Genomic DNA, 20,346 nt, shown 5'->3' on the forward strand with positions numbered 1-20,346 from the left:
CACTTCAAAATGTAGTACAAAAATACCGTAAGAAAGCGATGTAGCTGCCGCACTTGCTCCGCCAACGCAATTAATTAAGTATTAATACTGGCATCACCAGAAAATTGAAAAATATTTTTAGTAAAAATACTGAGGTACATCAAGAACAATGCATGAGAGTTTTTATGTAAAAATTACTCCGAAAGTTGGAAAAGGTAAAAACAAGAAAAATGGAGCGTGGAAATCAAAAATTTAGACCACTTGGGGCTAGTAGCTGGAATAATTGATGAAATAGGAATAGTTGATAAAATTAATGAATTAATAGAAGAGAAAAAGACGGAGAAAATCAGTGCATCTTAATGTAGTAAAAGCCATGATTTTAAATGGTATGGGATTAGTATCGTCCCCCCTATATATATTCAAGGATTTCTTTGAAGGAAAGGCGGTGGAACATTTACGCTGGAATTGAAGTAAAAGTAGAGTATTTGAATGACGACAAATTATTGTTGAGTTTTAGACAAAATCCATGAGATTGGGTTAAATCAAATATTTGTTTTTATCGTACTAGAAATTATTAAAAAATATCAATTAAATCTAGAAACAGTTCACTTAGACTCAAGCAGTTTTCATCATCGGGTCGAATATAACAATTCAGGAGAACATCAAACCATAAAAATTACTTATGGGTATTCACTCTTACCATCGGCCAGATTTAAAACAATTTCTGATGGAATTAATCTGTACGAATGATGGAGATGTGCCTTTATGGATGAATATTTGTGACGGCAATGAATCAGATCAAAAGCAATTTGGTGGGGCGATGATAGAGCTTAAAAAACAACTGCAATTTGACAGCTTAATGGTAGCATATAGCTCCTTTTACACCCAAGAAAATCTACAAATAGTCAATAAATTGAAGTGGTCTCCTCGAGTACCATTAACAGTAAAAGCAGCTACTGTTTTAGTTAAGTCTGTGGAAAGCAACGATTTAATTATGAGTAAAATACCGGGATATAATTATGTTGAAATAAAAAAAAATTATGCAGCAGTAGAACAAAGATGGTTATTAGTTGAAAGTCAAAAAAGAAGAGAGTCAGATTTAAAAAATCTAGAGAAAAGAATTCACCCATGATGGGGAAGCTTCTCAAAAAAAACTCCGAGAATTAAAATCTCAGGAATTTGGCTGTGTTGCGGATGCAAAAAAAGCAGCCTAACGCCTTTTAAAGGTGTCTAAATACCATGAACTTACCGACTTGAAAATCATCAAGGTTAACAAGTCTAAAACTCCTAATTCCCAGGACTATAAAGGTAAGCATTTCCTGCGGAATGCTGCGCAAACAGCAGTCAGCTATCAACTATCAGCTTGATTACTTTTAAAGCATAAAAAAGCAATTTTATCAAAGCTTCAGAGTACGAATATGTGGTGGAGAATGTAGTAGAAATTAAATGAATGCTTGCTTTATTCATTAGACATCTCCAATAATCAAAAATCCAATTAATCGAATCACAGCAATTATCAATTCTTTCCCCCTCCATACCTACTCCCTATGAATGGAGGAGATATCTATTAAAAAGCTGATAGCTGACCGCTAATAGCTGTTTGCGCAGCAGTCCGCAGGAAATGCTTACCTATAAAGTAGAAGCTACAGTAGCTATTTGTGCAGAAAAAGTAAGTCTTGAAAAACGAAGTGCCGGAGGATTTATTTTGGCAACTAATGTTTTAAATTACGAAGAATTAACTGGGGAAGAAATGCTTTCTAAATACAAAGATCAGCAGTCAGTATAACGGGGTTTTCGTTTCCTATGCATACCCGATGTTTTTAACTGATAGTGTCTTTCTTAAATCTCCAAAACCCATTGAAGCTTTGGGATTAATTTGGAGAGTGTGTTTATTAGTTTATACCTTGGGACAAAGAGAACTTCGCCAAACTTTAAAAAGGATGAAAACTGGAGTTAAAAATCAGTTAGGTCGCCTCACAGATAGACCAACTCTACGATGGATATTTCAGTGTTTTCAATCGGTTCACGTCTTCTATCTTCAGGAGGTTAAACAAATATCTAATTTAACTAATGAACGATTACATTTACTTAAGTTTTTTCCCCAATCTTGTCAGGATTATTATCTCCTTATTTAAGGGCAAATTTAGTTTTTCTCGCACTTTAAAATTTTTAATAGATAGGTCTTTTTTTCCAAGAGTCAAATTTTACATAAAATTTTGGCTTCGAGGGATTTTTATTAGCTATTTGCCAACTGTTTTTTCTAATGTATCCTAATCGCGCCAATTTTTCTTGACTTTCAGTATTAATACTTAATTAATTGCGTTGGCGGAGGATGGTGATGGCAGCTACATCGCTTTCTTACGGTATTTTTGTACTACATTTTGAAGTGCGCAATGTGGGTTTTAACCTTCTTGTAATTATCAATTATCCATTATCAATTATCCATTAATGAATAGACCTTTTTCTCCTACTATTACATCTACTATTTCTTTTCCTTTTGGTGTGGTGATTATTTGATTTTTAAAAGTATGATTTTTCTTTTTCCCTGAGTAATATTTTTCTTGTTTTTTATATTCATTTGGTCTTTCTCTACCATGTTGCTGTACTGTCTACAATTAATTATAATTCTGTTAATATTTCCTAGACCCATTCCAATACCTAAAACTTTTTTTTGACTTGCTCTAATCAACTTGCTGGCAGTAATTCTCTGAGGATATCTATCCAGTCATAAAAAATATTATTAGCACGCTTATTCACTTATCTTAAAGTTTATTCCTAGTGTTTGAAAAGTTGGTACATGATGTAAATAAAATCACGTTAAAATGATTTATTCTTCCCTGGTAATGGTCTTTTTTCTGACTCCTACTGCTTTAATTAATCTTTTTTCTGTTTTGGCGATCGCGTAGCATCCCGTAGGGAATCACCTCTTTTTTTTCTGATTCTATTATTTGGGCATTTTCTATTAATTTCATTAGCTGTTCTGCTGTAATACCAATAATTCTTTTTGTTTATGAGTGGATGATTATAAATATATTCGAGCATTTGGATTCATTTTAGTGAACCCATACATAAATGGTTTTGATGATTTTACCTTATTTTCTATTTTGGAAATGTCTAATGGGGCTACAAATATCATCACCAAATGTAAGTAGAAAGCTAAGTTTAGATTTAAGCCAACTGTGTAGAGGCATCGCGGAAATTCTCCCCAAAGAATATATCTTTGGTCAGAGCTCGAATAGACGGAGCAACACGGATTTATCCTTTGCGTAGTATCTACTTAGAATCTCCGTGACTTGAGTCCGGGGAGTAGTTAAGACTTAAAAGTTATTGGAGTACATTCCAATTACGAATTTTCCATTTTCCATCTTGACGAACCAAGTCGTAACGAACAAGCAAGTTATCATTCTGAGAATTGCTTAATCTGTCATTATCATAAAACTCTACCTTTTCTCTCACTTGAGCATCCACTTGAGCTTGATTGGCATTTGTGTTACTCATATTTAAACTTTTTATGTCTAAACTATGCTCATACTTTCGATAAGAGTTCTCTCGCTTGAGAGCATTAGCTGTAGGTAACCAACGTTCCAGTGCTGGATCTACGAGAATATTTTGTAATTGCTCAGTTTGATGATTAGGACCTAGAGCTGTAGCCTTAGTATCTAACCAACTTTGAATAGCTATGCGTGCGATTTCTTCTGTAATTGGACCTGATGCTGTGAGACTGTCCTGATTAATTTCTGGAATTTCCAATGGAGGTCTATCCAATTGTACCATGGGTTTTTCCCTACCTAAACCCAAAGCATTTGCTAACCAACTAATAGTTTTAATTGCCACAAACCCAATCAATCCTATTGCTAATAATCCCAAAACTGCTATTAATATTAAACGACCAATCTTAACAGGTTCTCTTCTGGTTGATGTTCTCCGTGGACTTTGCTCAAGCATCGATTGGGGTAATTCTTTACTACCCACTGACATATTTTCATTTAACTGAGGTAAACTACTTCTACTCTTTTCTCTAACTCTCTCTGAATAGCGACTATAGCTCAAGGAATTTCCTTGTTTTTGTATATCTATAGAAGATGATTTATATGTTTCTTGAGGTGACTGATAAGAACTAGCTTCTAGTTGATTCGAAGTTCCTGTGCTAGTTGAGGCCATAGTGGCAGTAGCAGCGTTACCCACACTAGAGATACGTTTTTTTTCCAAATCTAAGGCTGAAGATTGGTCTGTTTCTTTTTGATAGAATGTCTCTTCTGTATCATGACCACGACGGGGTTGAACAACTACCCATTGATTAGTTGCTTCTGCTTCGGCAGGCAAAGCTTCTAGATAAGCTTGAACGTGCTGATCGGCAAAATAGTCTTTCAAAGAAGCTGACTTGTCAGATAAGTCGCGGAAATGTGGAAAGACTTCCTCCGTCAACCAATGTTCAGCATAGAGACACAAACCTGGTAGTAAATCTGGAGATTCTTGAGAATTTTCTTTAATAAAGGATAAAGGTTCGTGTTCCTGGCTTAGTTCTAACGATCTATTAGCCTCTTCAGTTTGTCCTAAAAGTAATGAACATACAGCTTTCTCTAAATTGACATCTTGACTTCTACCCAATTGCATCAGCATAAACTTAGCCTTACGAATTAAGGCTGGTTGTTTTTGGGCAAACCCTTGAGCTAAAAAAGTATAAACTGCCAAATATGTACCAACGGCAGAAGGACGATGAGCTTCAGACTCAAATAATTTCTTTTGTTCTGCCATGCTTAAATAGTGACGTAGCTGCTGAACAAACTTCAGAAAATCTTCAACCCCTAATCCAGATTGATCATTACCTTGACCATCAATTCCTCCTCTTTCATTCAACATATCTTGAAGAATTTCTAACCCACGGCGACGGTCTAATGCTTTTTCTTCTGGTAGTTCGACTAATTCCATTATTCTATAAGGACGTAGCTTATAGAGGTCAGCTTGTATCTCTCCTCTAATTTGGACAAATAGGTTTTCTCTTAGCAATAATCCCTGCCCTGCTTCTAAAGCTGTTGCCGCACTTTCATATTGTCCTTGTTGCCATTGCTCTCTACCTAATTCTAAATTTGCTAAAGCAACCGTTAGGGCAATATCTGGTAGAACTAATACTGGATCTCCAAAACGCCCATCTTTGACAGCAATACTATTATTGATTAGGTAGGGACGAGTCAGCTTTAAGATCAACTCATATTCTCCTAATTCCTGTAAAATTAAGAGAGCACCCACAAACTGTCTATCTTCTATTTCTATACTGGGAGTGTTAGGGTCAAACTCATGGGTAACTGGAGTTTCGCTACCGTGAGAGCTGATACCTCTTGTTAAACGCCTAGAAGCTACTTTTGGAAGGATTTCTTCTGTTTGTTGAAGTTTTGTTTCTTTTTCTTCTTCTTGTTGTACTTTTTCAAGATTTATCTCAGAACTTGGACTTACTTGTTCTAATTCCGGACCGTAGGTTTTACTCAGAAAACTGCCATCGTACGTTTGCCGTTGTTCTAGGTCAGACAGAATAGCATAAGCTTCGTCTACAAGTTGTTTGCGGGCAACTATTGTCGCCTCCGAATACTCTCTTCTCGGAAACTGCTGAGTGCGATCACGATGTGCCTGTCGTAACTGTTCGACAGTAGCCTGAATTGGTAAACCCAAAATTCGGTAATAATCTAATGGAATCCGCACAGTGCACTTCCTCAAAGGCGAGTTAATATAATTTACTATAATTAGCTTATTATGTTAGCCGATAATATCCGATATTGCTAACTAAATTTAGAAAGATTTTTGTCACTTTACCAATGTTTTCGACCACCTCTTAGCTAAAGCACGAGGAATAGTTGGAACAATAACCATTTTGAAAATATTCAAACAGAAATATTCACAATTCCCGATCATCTTTATCTGTAATACAGAAAAACTATATAATTATGTAGGTTCAAAAACTTAGACCCCAGAGCCACAATCTCACATAAGTTTTGATTGTAATGTTTAAGTGCGCCCCGTAGTTTGGATTCGGCTAGAATACATGAGTTTTTTATAGTATCTTCACTACTTCATTTTTAATTCTAGCATCTTAATTACTTAAGGAGCCAAATCCTACCCCTATATTTAGGTTTTATCAATTCTTAATCATATCATATAGCGCTATTGTTAAGACAAACATATTATTTTTTATCTCTTCTCTAAAACAAAGGGTATTTCAAACTTTATGGCACTTTATCGGTAAAAAGCTAGTTATATTTGTTTGCTGTAATACGCAATTCTCCTATAGACTACTAAATATAAATTCATTGGAGCCTTTTACTAAACCTTTAACTTGTAATATAAGATTTATTACTAATAATACTAACTTAGGATAGATAAAATGATCCAAGAACGTACATTACCTACTTTTGATACCAATAGTATAAAAATTTCTCAAGAAGAAGGATTAATACTATACGAAGATATGGTTTTAGGGCGCTTGTTTGAAGATAAGTGTGCTGAAATGTATTATCGAGGTAAAATGTTTGGCTTTGTTCATCTTTATAATGGACAAGAAGCAGTTTCTTCTGGTGTGATTAAAGCTATGCGCCAAGATGAAGATTTTGTTTGCAGTACTTATAGAGACCATGTTCATGCCTTAAGCGCTGGTGTACCAGCACGGGAAGTTATGGCTGAATTATTTGGTAAAGCTACAGGTTGTTCTAAAGGTCGTGGTGGGTCGATGCATATGTTCTCGGCTGAACATAATTTATTGGGAGGTTATGCTTTTGTTGCTGAAGGTATTCCTGTAGCAACTGGGGCTGCTTTTCAGAGTAAATATCGTCGGGAAAGCATGGGGAATGAAGCTGCAGACCAAGTGACAGCCTGTTTCTTTGGAGATGGAGCTTGTAATAACGGCCAATTTTTTGAATGCCTTAATATGGCCACGTTGTGGAAACTACCAATTATTTATGTAGTGGAGAATAATAAGTGGGCAATTGGTATGGCTCACGAACGGGCTACTTCTGAACCTGAGATTTATAAGAAAGCTCATGCCTTTGGTATGGTAGGTGTGGAGGTTGATGGTATGGATGTATTGGCAGTACATTCTGCTGCTCAAGAGGCTGTTGCGAGAGCTCGTGCTGGTGAAGGACCTACTTTAATTGAGGCTTTAACTTATCGATTCCGAGGACATTCTTTGGCTGACCCTGATGAATTAAGGGATAAGGAAGAAAAAGAATATTGGTTTTCTCGTGACCCTATCAAAAAATTTACAGCTTATCTGACAGAAAATAATTTGGCGGATGTTGCAGAGTTGGAAGCAATCGATCAAAAGATTGAAAAATTGATTGCTGAAGCAGTTGAGTTTGCTACAGGTAGTCCAGAACCAGGAGCAGATGAACTCTATCGCTACATTTTTGCTGAAGATTAATTCACTAAATTATTGACTTAGTTTATCCTCAGCTATACTGTCAAATTTTAGTTGTCGGGTTTCTCATGTGTTTTGCCAAAAAGACTTTATTTATATGTGGAAACCCGAAATATTTAGATTGATAAAAGGGTTTTTTATTGGTGATTTAAAATTAAATTAATAGAAATTCTATAGTGGTAAACAAGTAGTTATTTTGACATTTTATCTCTTGAGATTAAAAGGGTTAGATAGACTAATATTAATGCTTCTATAGGAATACTTGATCATCATTTAGCTTGTTCATAATTCAGAAGTCAATAACAAAAGTAATTTTGAATAAAAATTTTTTTAGCGTTAGATTTATATCTTGTCATCATTTTTTTTATTAATAAGCAGCCATTAAATAAATCAGAGGTGTATGCAGAAATGATATGAAACTGATTTCTGTAAAAACAACCGGATATTTTTTTTAGGGATAGTAAATATAGTAAAGGTTAATAGAGAGGTAATTGTAAGTATTTAACCTTTTTCTTATATTTTTCCATAGGCGTTGCTGAATCAAGCTATGAAAATTAAATTGGGCAAAGTCTAAAATCCTTTTGAGTTATTTTGAGTTAATAGTTAGGCGATTCCCGTGCGCGTTCCGTACCGAAATCGCTATTCAAGAAAGATCATAGCAAAAATCAGCAACACCCTTTTTTTATCTTTTTCTATACACTTATTTTTCCCTCTCTTGGTGTGCTACACGGTGAGTTAGTGAGGTCTTCAGGTCTCCACAAGTAGATCAACTAATGAAATTTAGGGGGTCGCACTGCTGCTCCGGTACTACTTCTTCGGTCTATGTAGGAATATTTTATGAAAATGGTATAAAAAACTTAAGTATAGGTGTGGAATCACTAACTCTAAATAACCGGACATCATTTTCGATCAGTGTTAAATTTAACATATCGCTATCTCATGTAAACATTCAGCAGTAAAAAATAAGTAATAAACCCCAGAGGTATTGTAGTAAAAATTAAAGAAAAATTATTCATCAGGAAGCTAAACCCTAATTATTCATTCTTAACAGACGAACCAATTACAAACATAAACAAATAACAATGAAAAGAACCACAGACAAAGTATTTTGGCAACAACCTTTAACCTATCTATTAATACTGGCAGGAGCTGGAGGAGCATTGTTGGGCCAACGTATTATATTCCCACAGACAACTAGCTCTTCGGAAAATTCAACACAGATCGTTCAATCATCTTCTAATAATTATGGTATTCCTAACTCAGAAAACTCTAATTGGTTACCAGTTAGAGCACCTATTTCCAATGGTAACTTTATTGTAGATGCAGTCCAAAAAGTTGGTCCGGCAGTAGTTAGGATTAATGCTTCTCGAACATTCAGTCAACGACCTAATATGTTTGGTCGAGGAATACCAGAAGATTTCTATGGTTATGAACCTCCCTCACGTTCTGGACCAGTTGAGCGAGGTACTGGCTCTGGTTTTATCATTAGCTCTGATGGTAATATCCTCACTAATGCTCATGTTGTAGAAGGTTCAACGACTGTGGAAGTTGTCCTTAAAGATGGCCGTCGCTTACAAGGTAGAGTTTTGGGCACAGACTCTATAACTGATGTAGCTGTGATTAAAATTGATGCTAATAACCTTCCTAGCGTAACTGTGGGAGATTCAAATAACCTGCAACCTGGAGAATGGGCGATCGCTATTGGCAACCCTCTAGGTCTAGATAATTCTGTAACAGTTGGTATTATTAGTGCTACGGGTCGTTCTAGTAGTGATGTGGGTGTTCCAGATAAGCGAGTAGGATTTATTCAGACAGATGCTGCGATTAATCCTGGTAATTCTGGTGGCCCTCTACTTAATCAAAATGGTGAGGTGGTTGGCATTAATACAGCTATTATTGATGGTGCTCAAGGCTTAGGATTTGCAATTCCTATTAATAATGCTCAACAAATTGCTCAACAATTAATTAAGGGGGGTAAAGCAGAACACGCTTATTTGGGTATTGCGATGCAAACTCTGACACCGGAACTTAGGCAAGAACTCAACCGAAACTTAAGTACAAATGTTCGGTTATTCAGCGACCAAGGGGTATTAATTATGCAAGTTGTGCCTGGATCTCCTGCGGATAGAAGTGGTTTACAACCAGGAGATATAATTCAAAGAATTGACAATCAAACTATTACTGAATCTGAAAATGTACAACAAATTGTTCAGAATAAAACTGTGGGTAGTTTGTTGGATTTGGAAGTTAATCGTAATGGTCAGAACTTAAGTTTTCAGTTGCGTACTGGTAACTTACCATCTCGATTAAGAGGATAGTTTAGAGGTTATTTGGGCTTTGTTGCGGGGTAGTGGTACATTTTAATAGACATCTCCAGAAACTAAATTTTAGTCTAGTAATTGCAAAGGTTTGAGATTGATTTTCCTAGATGTCTAATGTTAGTAGTCCATTGTAATTATTTTTGTAATAGGGCAAGGCAGTGGGAGCATTTTGCTCCCGTTCTAGGAATTGCTAGTTCTCATCCATCTACTAAGTAAAACATGGTAAATTTTGGGCGCTATGTATCAAATTGTAAATTAGCTCAAAAGTTTATATTCAATGGCTTTAGGGGTTTTTGGATTAAGTATGCAATGTCTTTTTTTTAGCTTGCTCTACTTAATTATTTGGTAATCTTTACTCACCCAAAAGAAAATTGACACCAGAAATATTTTTGTGAAATGAAAGGAACAAACTTTTGGTAAAGGAGATTTTTGGGGTTTAGCTGCCCCAGAAGCAGCTAATAATGCAGCGGCAGGGGGAGCTTTTGTCCCCATACTGACTTTAGGAATTCCAGGTAGTGGTACTACTGCTATTTTACTGGGTGCATTATTACTCTATAGTATTCAGCTCAGCCTAATGTTATTTACCCAACAGCCGGAAATTGCTGGAGGACTAATTGCTTCAATGTATATAGGGAACTTAATGTTGTTGTTCCTAAATCTTTCTTTGGTAGGTTTGTTTGCTCGTATTTTGCTCTTGCCTAATTGGCTGCTATTCCAGGTACTAGGAGTAATGGCATTTATTGAGGTTTTCTCTATCCACGGTAGTATTCTGTCTATTTTGTTAATGTTAGCCATCGGAGTCTTTGGTTATTTCTTGCGCAAATTACAATATTCTTTGACACCTTTTCTCTTAAGTTTTGTCCTAGGTGAATTAATGGAATAAAATTTGCGTTGGGCACTTGCTATTAGCGGTCGCTAATACCAGTTTGAAAAAAGAATGCTATAAAAAGTGCATCTCGATCATATCTGTTTAAAAACAGCTTCTCCAGTTCATTTTAGATGGTTATATCTATCGTTTTTCCTTTTTTTTCAATATTTATTTCTTCTTCATTCTTGCTTCTTCCTTCTTTCTTACTTCTACTATTTGTAACAAACGTTGATCAAATTGGTATAAATCGGAATTCTGTTTCAGAATCAAATTTCTCAAAGTCTTTGGATACTTACTTTTAGTATGGTAATACTATTGCCAATTGTGAGACTTCTTCTGAAGCGAAGGAAATTATTTTCGGAGACTTTTAAGTAATTAGAGTGATTGCTCAAACAGTAATCATTCAGGTATTAGCTGGTCAGCTTTTCCTGCGGAATACTACACAAAAAGCTTTTCGGTTGGTAAAAAAGCACCAAGTAATTAATAAGGAAGATTAGCTAATTTGCTTTGAAAGTAACTTTTAATTTTTGCTCAATTTTTCAACTCTGATTCTTCCTTCAAAGATAATTTTTTGGTAGTCCTACATAGTAATGGTAAATGTGGATGAACGACGCCTAGCAAGGGAGCAAGATGCTTCCATTTCCCTTCCCATTGACCAAAATAATTACAATAGATCATCATGACAATGCACCATTACCAACTTTTTAATACCTGACGGCTGAATACTTACCTCAAACAGAAAAAGTTGCCCTTGAATTTATTTAGGATTTAAACCCTATAGAAGCTTATATAATAAACATAGACTTGAATAAATTTTCAAACTATAACCTCTTAGATAAGTAGTTTGAAATACTCACAAATCTGTAAGTTGTGACAAAGTAGGGAGTAGAGGAATCAATAAAAAATATTTATTCCCTTTTTTTTGATGAAAATTAGTAGAGGAAAAAATTATGGAAGTATTACAAGTAGCTCAGTTAGGCAATGAAATATTGCGATGTCAAGCTCAACCTATTAATAATATTTGGGATAAAAATTTACAGCAAATAATTGATAATTTAATTGCCACAGTAATCGAAACAAATGGTGTGGGAATTGCTGCTCCACAAGTTTCAATTAGCGATCGCTTATTCATTGTTGCATCTCGACCCAATCTCAGATATCCAAATGCACCCAAAATGGAGCCAACAGCTATGATTAATCCTAGATTAATATCTCATTCAGAAGATAGAGTCAAGGGGTGGGAAGGTTGTTTAAGTGTGCCAGGAATTAGAGGTTTAGTACCAAGATATAGAGTAATAAACGTAGAATATACTAATCGAGAGGGAAAACTTCAAAGACAAGAATTAACAGATTTTGTTGCTAGAATTTTTCAGCATGAATACGATCATCTAGAAGGTCTAGTATTTTTAGATCGTGTGGAAAGTACCACAGATTTAATGACAGAAGATGAATATCAGAAACAAATTATTCAATCAAGGAATTAGGAGGTAGGAATTAAGGGGAGATTTCCGGAGTGTTCAGGAAAATATTTATCAGCGAAAAGAAGGAATACACTGTAAATACCTAATCTCTAACAAGAATGACAAAATTTATATAGCAATCAGGAATCATATGTGAGAATTTGACTATTCCTTAAAATTCTAGTGTGTAGCGCTTTTTATTTTGATCGGATACAGTTTTTTTTCTTTCCTATTTCCTGTTTTCTGTTCCCTAAAAATCTATAATTTCTCACAATTACTGATTAGATAAAAAATTAGCTTGTTTTAAGGAGTAGGGATTAGTAATTCGGTTTCGCTGGGAATAGAAAAGTAAGCATTTCCTACGGAATGCTGCGCAAACAGCTATTAGCTGTCAGTTCGAGCGCAATAAAACTCTCACCTGAATCCTTACTAAATAAATATAGACTTTAACCTCAAAGGAACCTGCTTTTGTAAGATTTAATTATCACCGTATTCTGGCTTAATAATACCCCTTAATATAGGGTTTAATAAAGCTCAGAAGCAATAGCTGATAGCTGAATGCTGACGACTGAATACTTACATAGAAAAGAAGAAAAACAACTGTACCTTAGTAACTTGAGAAATGCTATAAAATAAGATAGCTATCTATATTATATTTGCAAATAAATTATCATTAGTTCAATAAATAATCCAAATTTTCCTTGATGGTCAAACCAATTTTTCCGCTTATAGTAGGCTTTTAATATAAAAAAATTAATGTAGAAATCTTTCTTGAAAATAGTATAGTTTATTTAGGATTTGCTCAAAAAATTGAGATATTTTAGTCTCAATATGATTGATCAATCTTAAGAATATGATTAAGTGAAACTTGAGGCATTTCATACTAGCAAAAACAATACAATTTTTGAAGATTAAACAGTCTAGTAATAGGTTTAAACTAAGGATAAAACTTAAGCATTCAGCCGTCAGCTATTAGCTATTGCCTTTAGTTTTAGATAAAAGGTTTATTAATTGAGTCAAAATTAAATCTTAACTACAAAAATATGCTTTAAAGTCTATATTCATTAAACCCCCTCCTTAAGGTTGGGATATTATTACTAATAGCTGACAGCTAATAGCTTAATGGTTACGATAAAACTTTTCTCTGTTCCCAATCCTAATCAGAGAAATTTTTTGGTAGATACTATTTAGGTTTTCATCTCATTACTAAATAGTAAAAGTTGGCTGGAATCATATTTTTGTCATAATTATAAATCTTAATTAAAATTTGGTTGTAATCGTTTTCCGTAATCTATAGTTGTGCTAGTTGTAGTTAAAAATAGTAAATAAATCGAGGAAATATTTATGAGTATTAATCTTAGTAAAGGTGAAAGAGTTAGTCTGTCTAAAGAAGCACCTGGAATGAAAAAAGCTGCTGCAGGTTTAGGATGGGATGTAAATGTCTCAGATACAGGTTCAGATTTTGACCTTGATGTTTCTGTGTTTATGTTAGGAGCAACTGGCAAAATTCCTCAAGAGAAATATTTTGTTTTCTATAATAATCTTAAATCTGCTGATGGTTCAGTAGAGTCTATGGGAGATAGTCGCACAGGAAAAGGAGAGGGAGATGATGAGACTGTCACTGTAGATTTATCAAAGGTTGATTCGACAATTGAAGAAATTATTTTTGTTGTTACTATATATGAAGCAGACAAAAGAAGGCAAAACTTTGGGCAAGTGAGAAATTCTTACATCAGAATTTATGATGGGGAAACTCAAGAAGAGATAACTAAGTATGAACTAGAAGAAGATTTTTCTAGGGAAACAGCTATAGAGTTTGGGAAATTGTATAAAAAAAATGGTGAATGGAAATTTCAAGCAGTAGGAGAAGGTTATAATTCTGGCTTAGAAAATTTTGTACAGAAATATACTTAATTGATTAAGTAACAAACTGTTTAACAATTAATAATTACCTCTCCTTAACATTAAAAGGATTGATTAAAAATATTTTTTCTTTTTTTTATCCTTTATAAGGAGAGGCTTTTAAACTGAATTATTCAGTCAAAATGAATGTTGAATTAGTATTTTGGATAAGAGAGTAATTTTGATGTAATCCCAAAGATCCAATCTGTATGAGTCAAAAAATATTCCGCTCCAATATAAGTAGGTAAAATCTGCTCAAAAAATTGAGAGGCAAATCAATAAATATTTCTCTAAGTTAGCTCAAAAAATCATCAAATTAAAGACAGATACTAGGAGTCAGCAGGGAGAAGAAATAAATGATCTATCTTGACATTCTGTCACAGAGTTTAGAGCAACTAAATTAATTTATGAATCAAGGTCAGAATATCTTTTTACTATTTTACTATTTGATCATCCTGACGGCTATAAGACATAAACTGCCATAAAAAAGGTGTCTTATTCAAAGATTTAAATTGATTTATTCTGCCTTCCTAATTTTCATCTTGTTTTCTCAACTGTACATCCATAAATTATTCAGATACTGAAAAATATCAACTATCATCTTAAAAAATTTTTGAAACTGTTTAGTCATAAAAGAGGGCAATAAATGTCTGTTAAACTTAGCAAAGGTCACAGAATTAATCTTTCTAAAGATGCACCAGGTCTAGCAAAAGTAGGTATTGGTTTAGGTTGGGATGTTAATCCTACTGATACAGGTGTAGAATTTGACTTAGATGCTTCTGTATTTATGTTAGGAGATAATGGTAAAATCCCTGAAGATGAATACTTTATTTTCTACAATAATTTAAAATCACCAGATAGTGCAGTAAAGCATTGGGGGGATAATAGAACTGGAGAAGGAGAAGGAGATGATGAAACAATAGAAGTAGATTTAACTAATGTTAATTCTAGTATTCAAGAACTACTTTTTGTTGTGACTATCCATGATGCAGAAAAAAGAAGACAAAACTTTGGGCAAGTTAAAAATTCGTTTATTAGAGTTTACAATTTGGAGACTCAAGAAGAAATAACTAAGTATGAATTAGAAGAAGAATTTTCGAGAGAAACTGCAATAGAATTTGGTCGTCTCTATAAAAAAAATGATGAATGGAGATTTCAAGCTGTGGGAACAGGATATAACGCAGGTTTACAAACTTTTGTAGAGAAATATGTTTACTAATAACTATAAATAGTACTTTCAATTTTGGTTTTGCTATAGGTAAAACCCAAAACTTGGAAAATTAAAGTTTAGGGGTTGCACATTAAAGAATGATAATAGATTTTAAACTGTACATATATTTAGGAAAGAATAATCCAAAAATATCTACTTTCGGATTTCATCATTCCTGATTGTGCAATGGCAGATTTTAAGTCAGTACGCGGAAGAATGTTCTTGAAAATCAGTAATGATAAAGAAGTCTATCTAGAATTGAATAATCTAAACAATAATTGTAGTTTTTGTGTAGCAGCTTAAACAATTTGATTTAACTATATTATAGTGTTTGAGATACAATAAATCCTCAAATCCAGATAGCAAAATAAACATTAGAAAGCTGACTTTTAACGGTTCATTGCTATAACCCAAAAACCAGATTAACTAAATTGAAAAATTTTCAGACTTTATAAAGGGTACTAAATACATGACTATTAAGCTCGAAAAAGGACAAAAAATTGTACTTAATAAAAGTGAATACGATCTATCACGACTGACAATGGGTCTAGGATGGGATGTTGCTAAATCTGCAAGTGGTTTAGCTGGTTTATTTGGTAATAGATCGGATTTTGACCTTGATGGTTATGCCATTTTATTACAAGAAAATGATCAACTCAAAAATTACAAAGAAGATGTAATTTATTATGGTCATTTAGAATCTCAGGATAAGACAGTAATTCATTCAGGAGATAATCTGACTGGAGAAGGAGATGGAGATGATGAACAAATAATTTTGAAACTTAATTCTATTCCTGAAAAATACCAAAAAATCATCCTAGCGGTAAGCATTTATCAAGCGAAAGAAAGGAAGCAACAATTTGGGATGGTAGAAAATGCTTTTGTTAGAGCTGTTGATCATAAAGGAATTGAAATAGCAAAATATACTTTATCTGGTAATGGTACTTATCAGGGCAAAATATCAATGTTAATGGGAGCTATTTATCGAGATAACACAGTGTGGAAATTTACTGCTTTGGGTGATCCTTTAGATAGTGATATGAATGGTGTAGTAGGTTCATTTCTGAAATAAGTTTAGCCATATAGTAGAAGGAAGAAGGAAAAATCTTGCGTTGTCTGAGTTTTAAGCTTTTGATCTGTCCTAACCTTTGCTTCGACTGCTATGCTTACTCAATTTTAAAATAAATTATTATCAAATTAAAAAAACCAGTATTTGTTAGAAGCTAAAATACTGGTTTTTTTTCAATAGGATTTTAATATTCATCCGATTTCCGTAAATTATACTAAATCCGGTTATCAAAAATACTTTATAGGGTGTAATTATACCAAATTTAAAAAGCGCTTCGGTCCGGAATGCTCCGCAAACAGGGAGAGAGCGTTTAGCATTCAGCTTTTAAGAAGGGGATTTCAATCCCCCCTGAAATTAAACGATAAGCTAGAAGTCTGGGGTTTCAACCCAAGCTTTTAGATGTCTTTTTTCTGTGAACTATTCCCGCTGACTGCTAGTAGTTTATAACGGACAACTAGTTAATGTATTTTTGCTACATATTCTTGGAAGTAGGGAGTAGGTAAATAACGAATAAGATATCTTTACTTCATACAAATAATTGCTCAAAAAATCACTTATCCTGACTTATTACTTAATAACTGAAGTGTTCAATAACTATGACATTATTTTTAGTAATTTGCATTAAATACTCTCCCTATCTCCCCATCTGCTCTACACCCTATCTAGATAAAAGGATACTAATTTAATATTATTTATGAGACAAGGAAATAGAGGATAGAGAATAGAATAGGGGTTTGTAATATGAAATCTAAATATTTTGAATTGCATATCTGAAAATTTTCAGATATATATTTTAATTAAATAATATTGAGTGGCAAATTAATTTTGGTAAAACTGCATCAAGTTTTAGTGATGGTATTGAAAATATGTTATGTATTTGTACCAATTATAGACCTTCATATTTGACGGAAGTACGCTGTATTTTCTCTATGTTCCTAATTCCAATTTTATGCTCAAATCGAAATTAAGATGAGGTCAAAAAAAATTGTTTAATCCTTTTACTCTATTCCATATTCCTTCTCGCAAATATTTTAGATTTAATTTGACTTATATCAAGTTCAGTAGCATCAGTATTGTCGGGTAAGGAAGAAGAAAGAAAGAAAAAGGCTTAAAAGTCTGAAAAAAACTTAAATTTCCTGTAGATATTTACCCTTGGGTTTACACAAACGATAAAGTGCAGACATGATATTACTTATTTATCTATATTTTACTATAGACATCCTCTATAGGTTATAAAAAATCAAAGTATATAGAGGAAAGTTCGACTAAGTTTTAGATGTACTTTCTCAAATTAATATTTGTTCAAAGAATATTTAGAGTCCTTATATATACAAGATTTGTAAAACTTACTTAATATCAATAAAAAGTTTGAAACTCTTACCCCAGTTAAACTATTCCCTAATTCCCAGATATTTTCTGCATAACTGTGTCGAGGACTGCTATATATTTAATTAAGGTTTGCTGAAAAAGTCTTATGAGTGAGGGTAGGAAACAGGAGACAACCCACCCCCAACCCCTCCCAGGAGGGGAAGACAGGAGACAGGAGAAATGGGAATGAACGAGGAGGTAGGAGTAAGAATTTTAAGAATGATTTTTATGCCCAACTCTGGCCTAAAATACTAACTTTTTGAGCGTGAAGAACTGAAAACCAGGCACTTTTTAAAGCCCCCAAAAAGGCTAAAACCTTTATCTGTAAATACTTTTAGATTTAATCAGCAAGCCCTAATTAATCATACTTTTTAGGAGGTACAGTAAATGCCTTATTTCATCTATGCTCCAGATACTGGCAATGAAAAAGTATATGAATTACTCACAGGTGAAATTACTATTGGTAGAGAAAGAGATAATATTATTGCTATTACTCACGAAACAAGTGTTTCCCGTCATCATGCACAAATTGTAATTTCTCAAGATAGCGTTAATATTGTCGATCAAAATAGTAGTAATGGTACTTTTGTTAATGGAATTAAAATTGATAGCTGCATACTCAAAGAAGGAGATTTAATTCATTGTGGAAATGCAATTTTTAAATTTGTTACTAATTCTAGTCAAGCACAAGATATAGGTCGAACAAATATTGTTAAACAATACTCACAAGAGTCTAATCAAACTGAGTTGAACGAACTATTAGACCAGCAACAAGATGATTCATTATCAGTGCTTAAACTGAAGGAAAAAGATAGTAATCTCCAAGCAGTAGACAAATTAAAAATTTTGTTGGAAGTAAGCAAACAGCTTTCTTCTCCCACTGAACTGGAAATATTACTAGAAAAAATTCTTGAACTTCTATTTCAGATTATCAAAGTAGACCGAGTCGTCATTCTTTTAGTGAATGAAACAACTGGAGAACTTGAACAAAAAGCAGTAAAAGGAAAAGAAGGCATTACGACTGAAGGTCGATTTTATAGCAAAAATATTACTAATTTTGCTCTAGAAAAATGGACAACTTTTTTGACCACAAATGCTTGTCTCGATCAGCGCTTCAACAATCCAGAATCAATTGTTTCTCAATCAATTCATGGAGCAGTTTGTATACCCCTCAAACCTAGAGATAAAATTATCGGAGTATTATATGCCGATAATTTATCATTATCAAATGTTTATTCTGATGAAGATGTCGAATTTATGACAGGTTTAGCTAATCAAGCAGCGATCGCTATAGAGAATACTCAACTTTATAATAAGATACAAGTAGAAGCAATTATCCGAAATAAATTAGAGCGCTTCTTTCCCATAACTGTAGCTAGAAAACTTAAAGAAACAGAAAAATTAGAAATAATTGATACAGAAGTAACTGCTTTATTTTCTGATATTAGTGGCTTTACAAAAATGTCTTCAACAATGGAGCCACGTCAAATAATATCTATGTTGAATGAATATTTTAAAATCATGGTAGAAGATATTGTTTTTAGGTATGAAGGAACTTTAGAAAAATATATTGGAGATGCTTTATTTGCTATTTGGGGTGCTCCTTATCAAACTGCTAATGATGTAGAAAAAGCTATAAAAGCAGCAATTGATATGCAGTGGGCTGTTCGTAGTTTTAATAAGCAGAGAGAAAAACGTCATCAAGAACCAATTGCTATCCATATAGGAATTAATTCTGGTAAAGTAGCAGCTGGAAATATTGGTTCAGAAAAATTAATTCAATACGCGACTATTGGCGATACGACTAATGTTACTAGCCGAATATGTAGTGAAGCAAAATCTGACGAAATTATGATTAGTCAAACTACAAAAGAAAAACTTAAAGAACATAATTTTCCCTTAGAAAAAATTCCACCAGTGATGGTTAAAGGAAAGGACAAACCCATACAACTATATCGTTTACTTTGGCAACAAGTACCATCATAACTTGGTTAAAAATTACTATTAAATAGGGTTTGCTGATTAAATCTAAAAGTATTTACAGATAAGGTTTTAGCCTTCTTGTGGCCTTTAAAAAGTGCCTAGTTTTCAGCTCTTCATGCTCAAAAAGTAGCGTATTTTAGGCAGATAGTTGGGCAGAAAAATTAAGGTACAATTCTTACTCCTATCTCCTCATTATTCCCATTTCTCCTGTCTCCTGTCTCCTGTCTCCTACCCTCATCCATAAGACTTTTTCAGCAAGCCCTAAATAGGTTTTATTTTGGAACTGGAGAGTACAAAATTATGCCAAAAAACGATTTATTTTGAAGACTTTAAAGTATTACCTGAAAATGCTTACAGTACTTATAGATATGAATAAATAGTTTTTAATCTTTAGAGGGCTGAAAACCTTAGCTAGCAATAGTTACTCCAAGAACTTTTCACTGTTTAGTATTCATAATAAATGTGTTTAATCCCTTCGTTTTATAGCGTTTACGAAAGTCATTAGGTACAGTTGTTTTTCTTATTTATTGATTCTTAGGGAACCAGAATTACTACTCCCTACTCCCTACTCCCTAAAACTAAGGAATTTTGTACCTCACCAATATGGGAATTACTATATACCAATTCCCATGCATTAATGCTATACTTCAGCCAGACTTCAACAGTCAAATATTTACTAAGATTAAAAGTATTTTTTTGACAATTATTAGTCTGTTAGTATAGATTTTTCCTGCTTTTATCCCCTCCCCCACCTCCCACACTTCCCCACCCAATCATACATAGC

At 33.7% G+C, this 20,346-nt stretch carries 14 protein-coding genes and 2 pseudogenes; 14 read left to right on the forward strand and 2 right to left on the reverse strand.

The features are described 5' to 3' along the window. Window positions 1–216: 216 nt before the first annotated feature. The 5 genes from F6K06_RS08075 to F6K06_RS08090 all read left to right on the forward strand — a co-directional run bounded on the left by F6K06_RS08075 (window position 217) and on the right by F6K06_RS08090 (window position 2,114). Window positions 217–339, forward strand: a complete 123-nt coding sequence (locus tag F6K06_RS08075; RefSeq protein WP_124146637.1) for a DUF4277 domain-containing protein — start codon at window positions 217–219, stop codon at window positions 337–339. Between the two features lie 28 nt (window positions 340–367). Further along, the gene (locus tag F6K06_RS33840) at window positions 368–448 is read left to right on the forward strand and encodes a hypothetical protein (protein WP_353734828.1); all 81 of its coding nucleotides are present in this window, start codon (window positions 368–370) and stop codon (window positions 446–448) included. Between the two features lie 213 nt (window positions 449–661). Continuing rightward, complete coding sequence (locus F6K06_RS08080) at window positions 662–1,111, forward strand: IS1634 family transposase (RefSeq protein WP_124146639.1); 450 nt, start codon at window positions 662–664, stop codon at window positions 1,109–1,111. A 489-nt stretch (window positions 1,112–1,600) separates the two neighbouring features. Then, entirely contained in the window at window positions 1,601–1,765 is a 165-nt protein-coding gene (locus tag F6K06_RS08085) for a hypothetical protein (RefSeq protein WP_161564659.1), read from the forward strand. Between the two features lie 154 nt (window positions 1,766–1,919). Next, a complete protein-coding gene (locus tag F6K06_RS08090; RefSeq protein ID WP_287323211.1) occupies window positions 1,920–2,114 on the forward strand; it encodes a hypothetical protein in 195 nt (64 codons plus the stop codon). Between the two features lie 303 nt (window positions 2,115–2,417). Here the strand turns inward: F6K06_RS08090 and F6K06_RS08095 are convergent. Then, window positions 2,418–2,507, reverse strand: a pseudogene (locus tag F6K06_RS08095) (hypothetical protein); the annotation flags it as partial. A gap of 796 nt (window positions 2,508–3,303) precedes the next feature. Further along, the gene (locus tag F6K06_RS08100; RefSeq protein ID WP_124146641.1) at window positions 3,304–5,673 is read right to left on the reverse strand and encodes an IMS domain-containing protein; all 2,370 of its coding nucleotides are present in this window, start codon (window positions 5,671–5,673) and stop codon (window positions 3,304–3,306) included. A 679-nt stretch (window positions 5,674–6,352) separates the two neighbouring features. On the opposite strand from F6K06_RS08100, the gene pdhA reads away from it, so the two are divergent. The 9 genes and pseudogenes from pdhA (at window position 6,353) to F6K06_RS08145 (ending at window position 19,565) form a co-directional block, all read left to right on the forward strand. Continuing rightward, complete coding sequence (pdhA, locus tag F6K06_RS08105; protein ID WP_287241210.1) at window positions 6,353–7,384, forward strand: pyruvate dehydrogenase (acetyl-transferring) E1 component subunit alpha; 1,032 nt, start codon at window positions 6,353–6,355, stop codon at window positions 7,382–7,384. Window positions 7,385–8,463: 1,079 nt separating this feature from the next. Then, window positions 8,464–9,699: an HhoA/HhoB/HtrA family serine endopeptidase gene (locus tag F6K06_RS08110; RefSeq protein ID WP_124146643.1), complete on the forward strand. Its 1,236-nt coding sequence runs from the start codon at window positions 8,464–8,466 to the stop codon at window positions 9,697–9,699. Window positions 9,700–10,117: 418 nt separating this feature from the next. Then, window positions 10,118–10,585: pseudogene (locus F6K06_RS08115) on the forward strand (tripartite tricarboxylate transporter permease); the annotation flags it as partial. A 935-nt stretch (window positions 10,586–11,520) separates the two neighbouring features. Next, the gene (gene def, locus F6K06_RS08120; RefSeq protein WP_375339382.1) at window positions 11,521–12,054 is read left to right on the forward strand and encodes a peptide deformylase; all 534 of its coding nucleotides are present in this window, start codon (window positions 11,521–11,523) and stop codon (window positions 12,052–12,054) included. A 1,320-nt stretch (window positions 12,055–13,374) separates the two neighbouring features. After that, window positions 13,375–13,944, forward strand: a complete 570-nt coding sequence (locus tag F6K06_RS08125) for a TerD family protein (protein WP_124146645.1) — start codon at window positions 13,375–13,377, stop codon at window positions 13,942–13,944. A gap of 634 nt (window positions 13,945–14,578) precedes the next feature. Then, complete coding sequence (locus F6K06_RS08130) at window positions 14,579–15,151, forward strand: TerD family protein (protein WP_124146646.1); 573 nt, start codon at window positions 14,579–14,581, stop codon at window positions 15,149–15,151. Window positions 15,152–15,611: 460 nt separating this feature from the next. Continuing rightward, window positions 15,612–16,214, forward strand: a complete 603-nt coding sequence (locus F6K06_RS08135) for a TerD family protein (protein ID WP_124146647.1) — start codon at window positions 15,612–15,614, stop codon at window positions 16,212–16,214. Window positions 16,215–17,689: 1,475 nt separating this feature from the next. Continuing rightward, window positions 17,690–17,842 (forward strand): hypothetical protein, encoded by a 153-nt coding sequence (locus F6K06_RS08140; RefSeq protein ID WP_161564660.1) that lies wholly within the window; start codon window positions 17,690–17,692, stop codon window positions 17,840–17,842. Between the two features lie 124 nt (window positions 17,843–17,966). Beyond that, the gene (locus tag F6K06_RS08145; RefSeq protein ID WP_287241214.1) at window positions 17,967–19,565 is read left to right on the forward strand and encodes an adenylate/guanylate cyclase domain-containing protein; all 1,599 of its coding nucleotides are present in this window, start codon (window positions 17,967–17,969) and stop codon (window positions 19,563–19,565) included. Window positions 19,566–20,346: the final 781 nt, after the last annotated feature.

Origin of the sequence: Okeania sp. SIO1H4 (assembly GCF_010672695.1) — a bacterium.
GTDB lineage: Bacteria > Cyanobacteriota > Cyanobacteriia > Cyanobacteriales > Microcoleaceae > Okeania > Okeania hirsuta.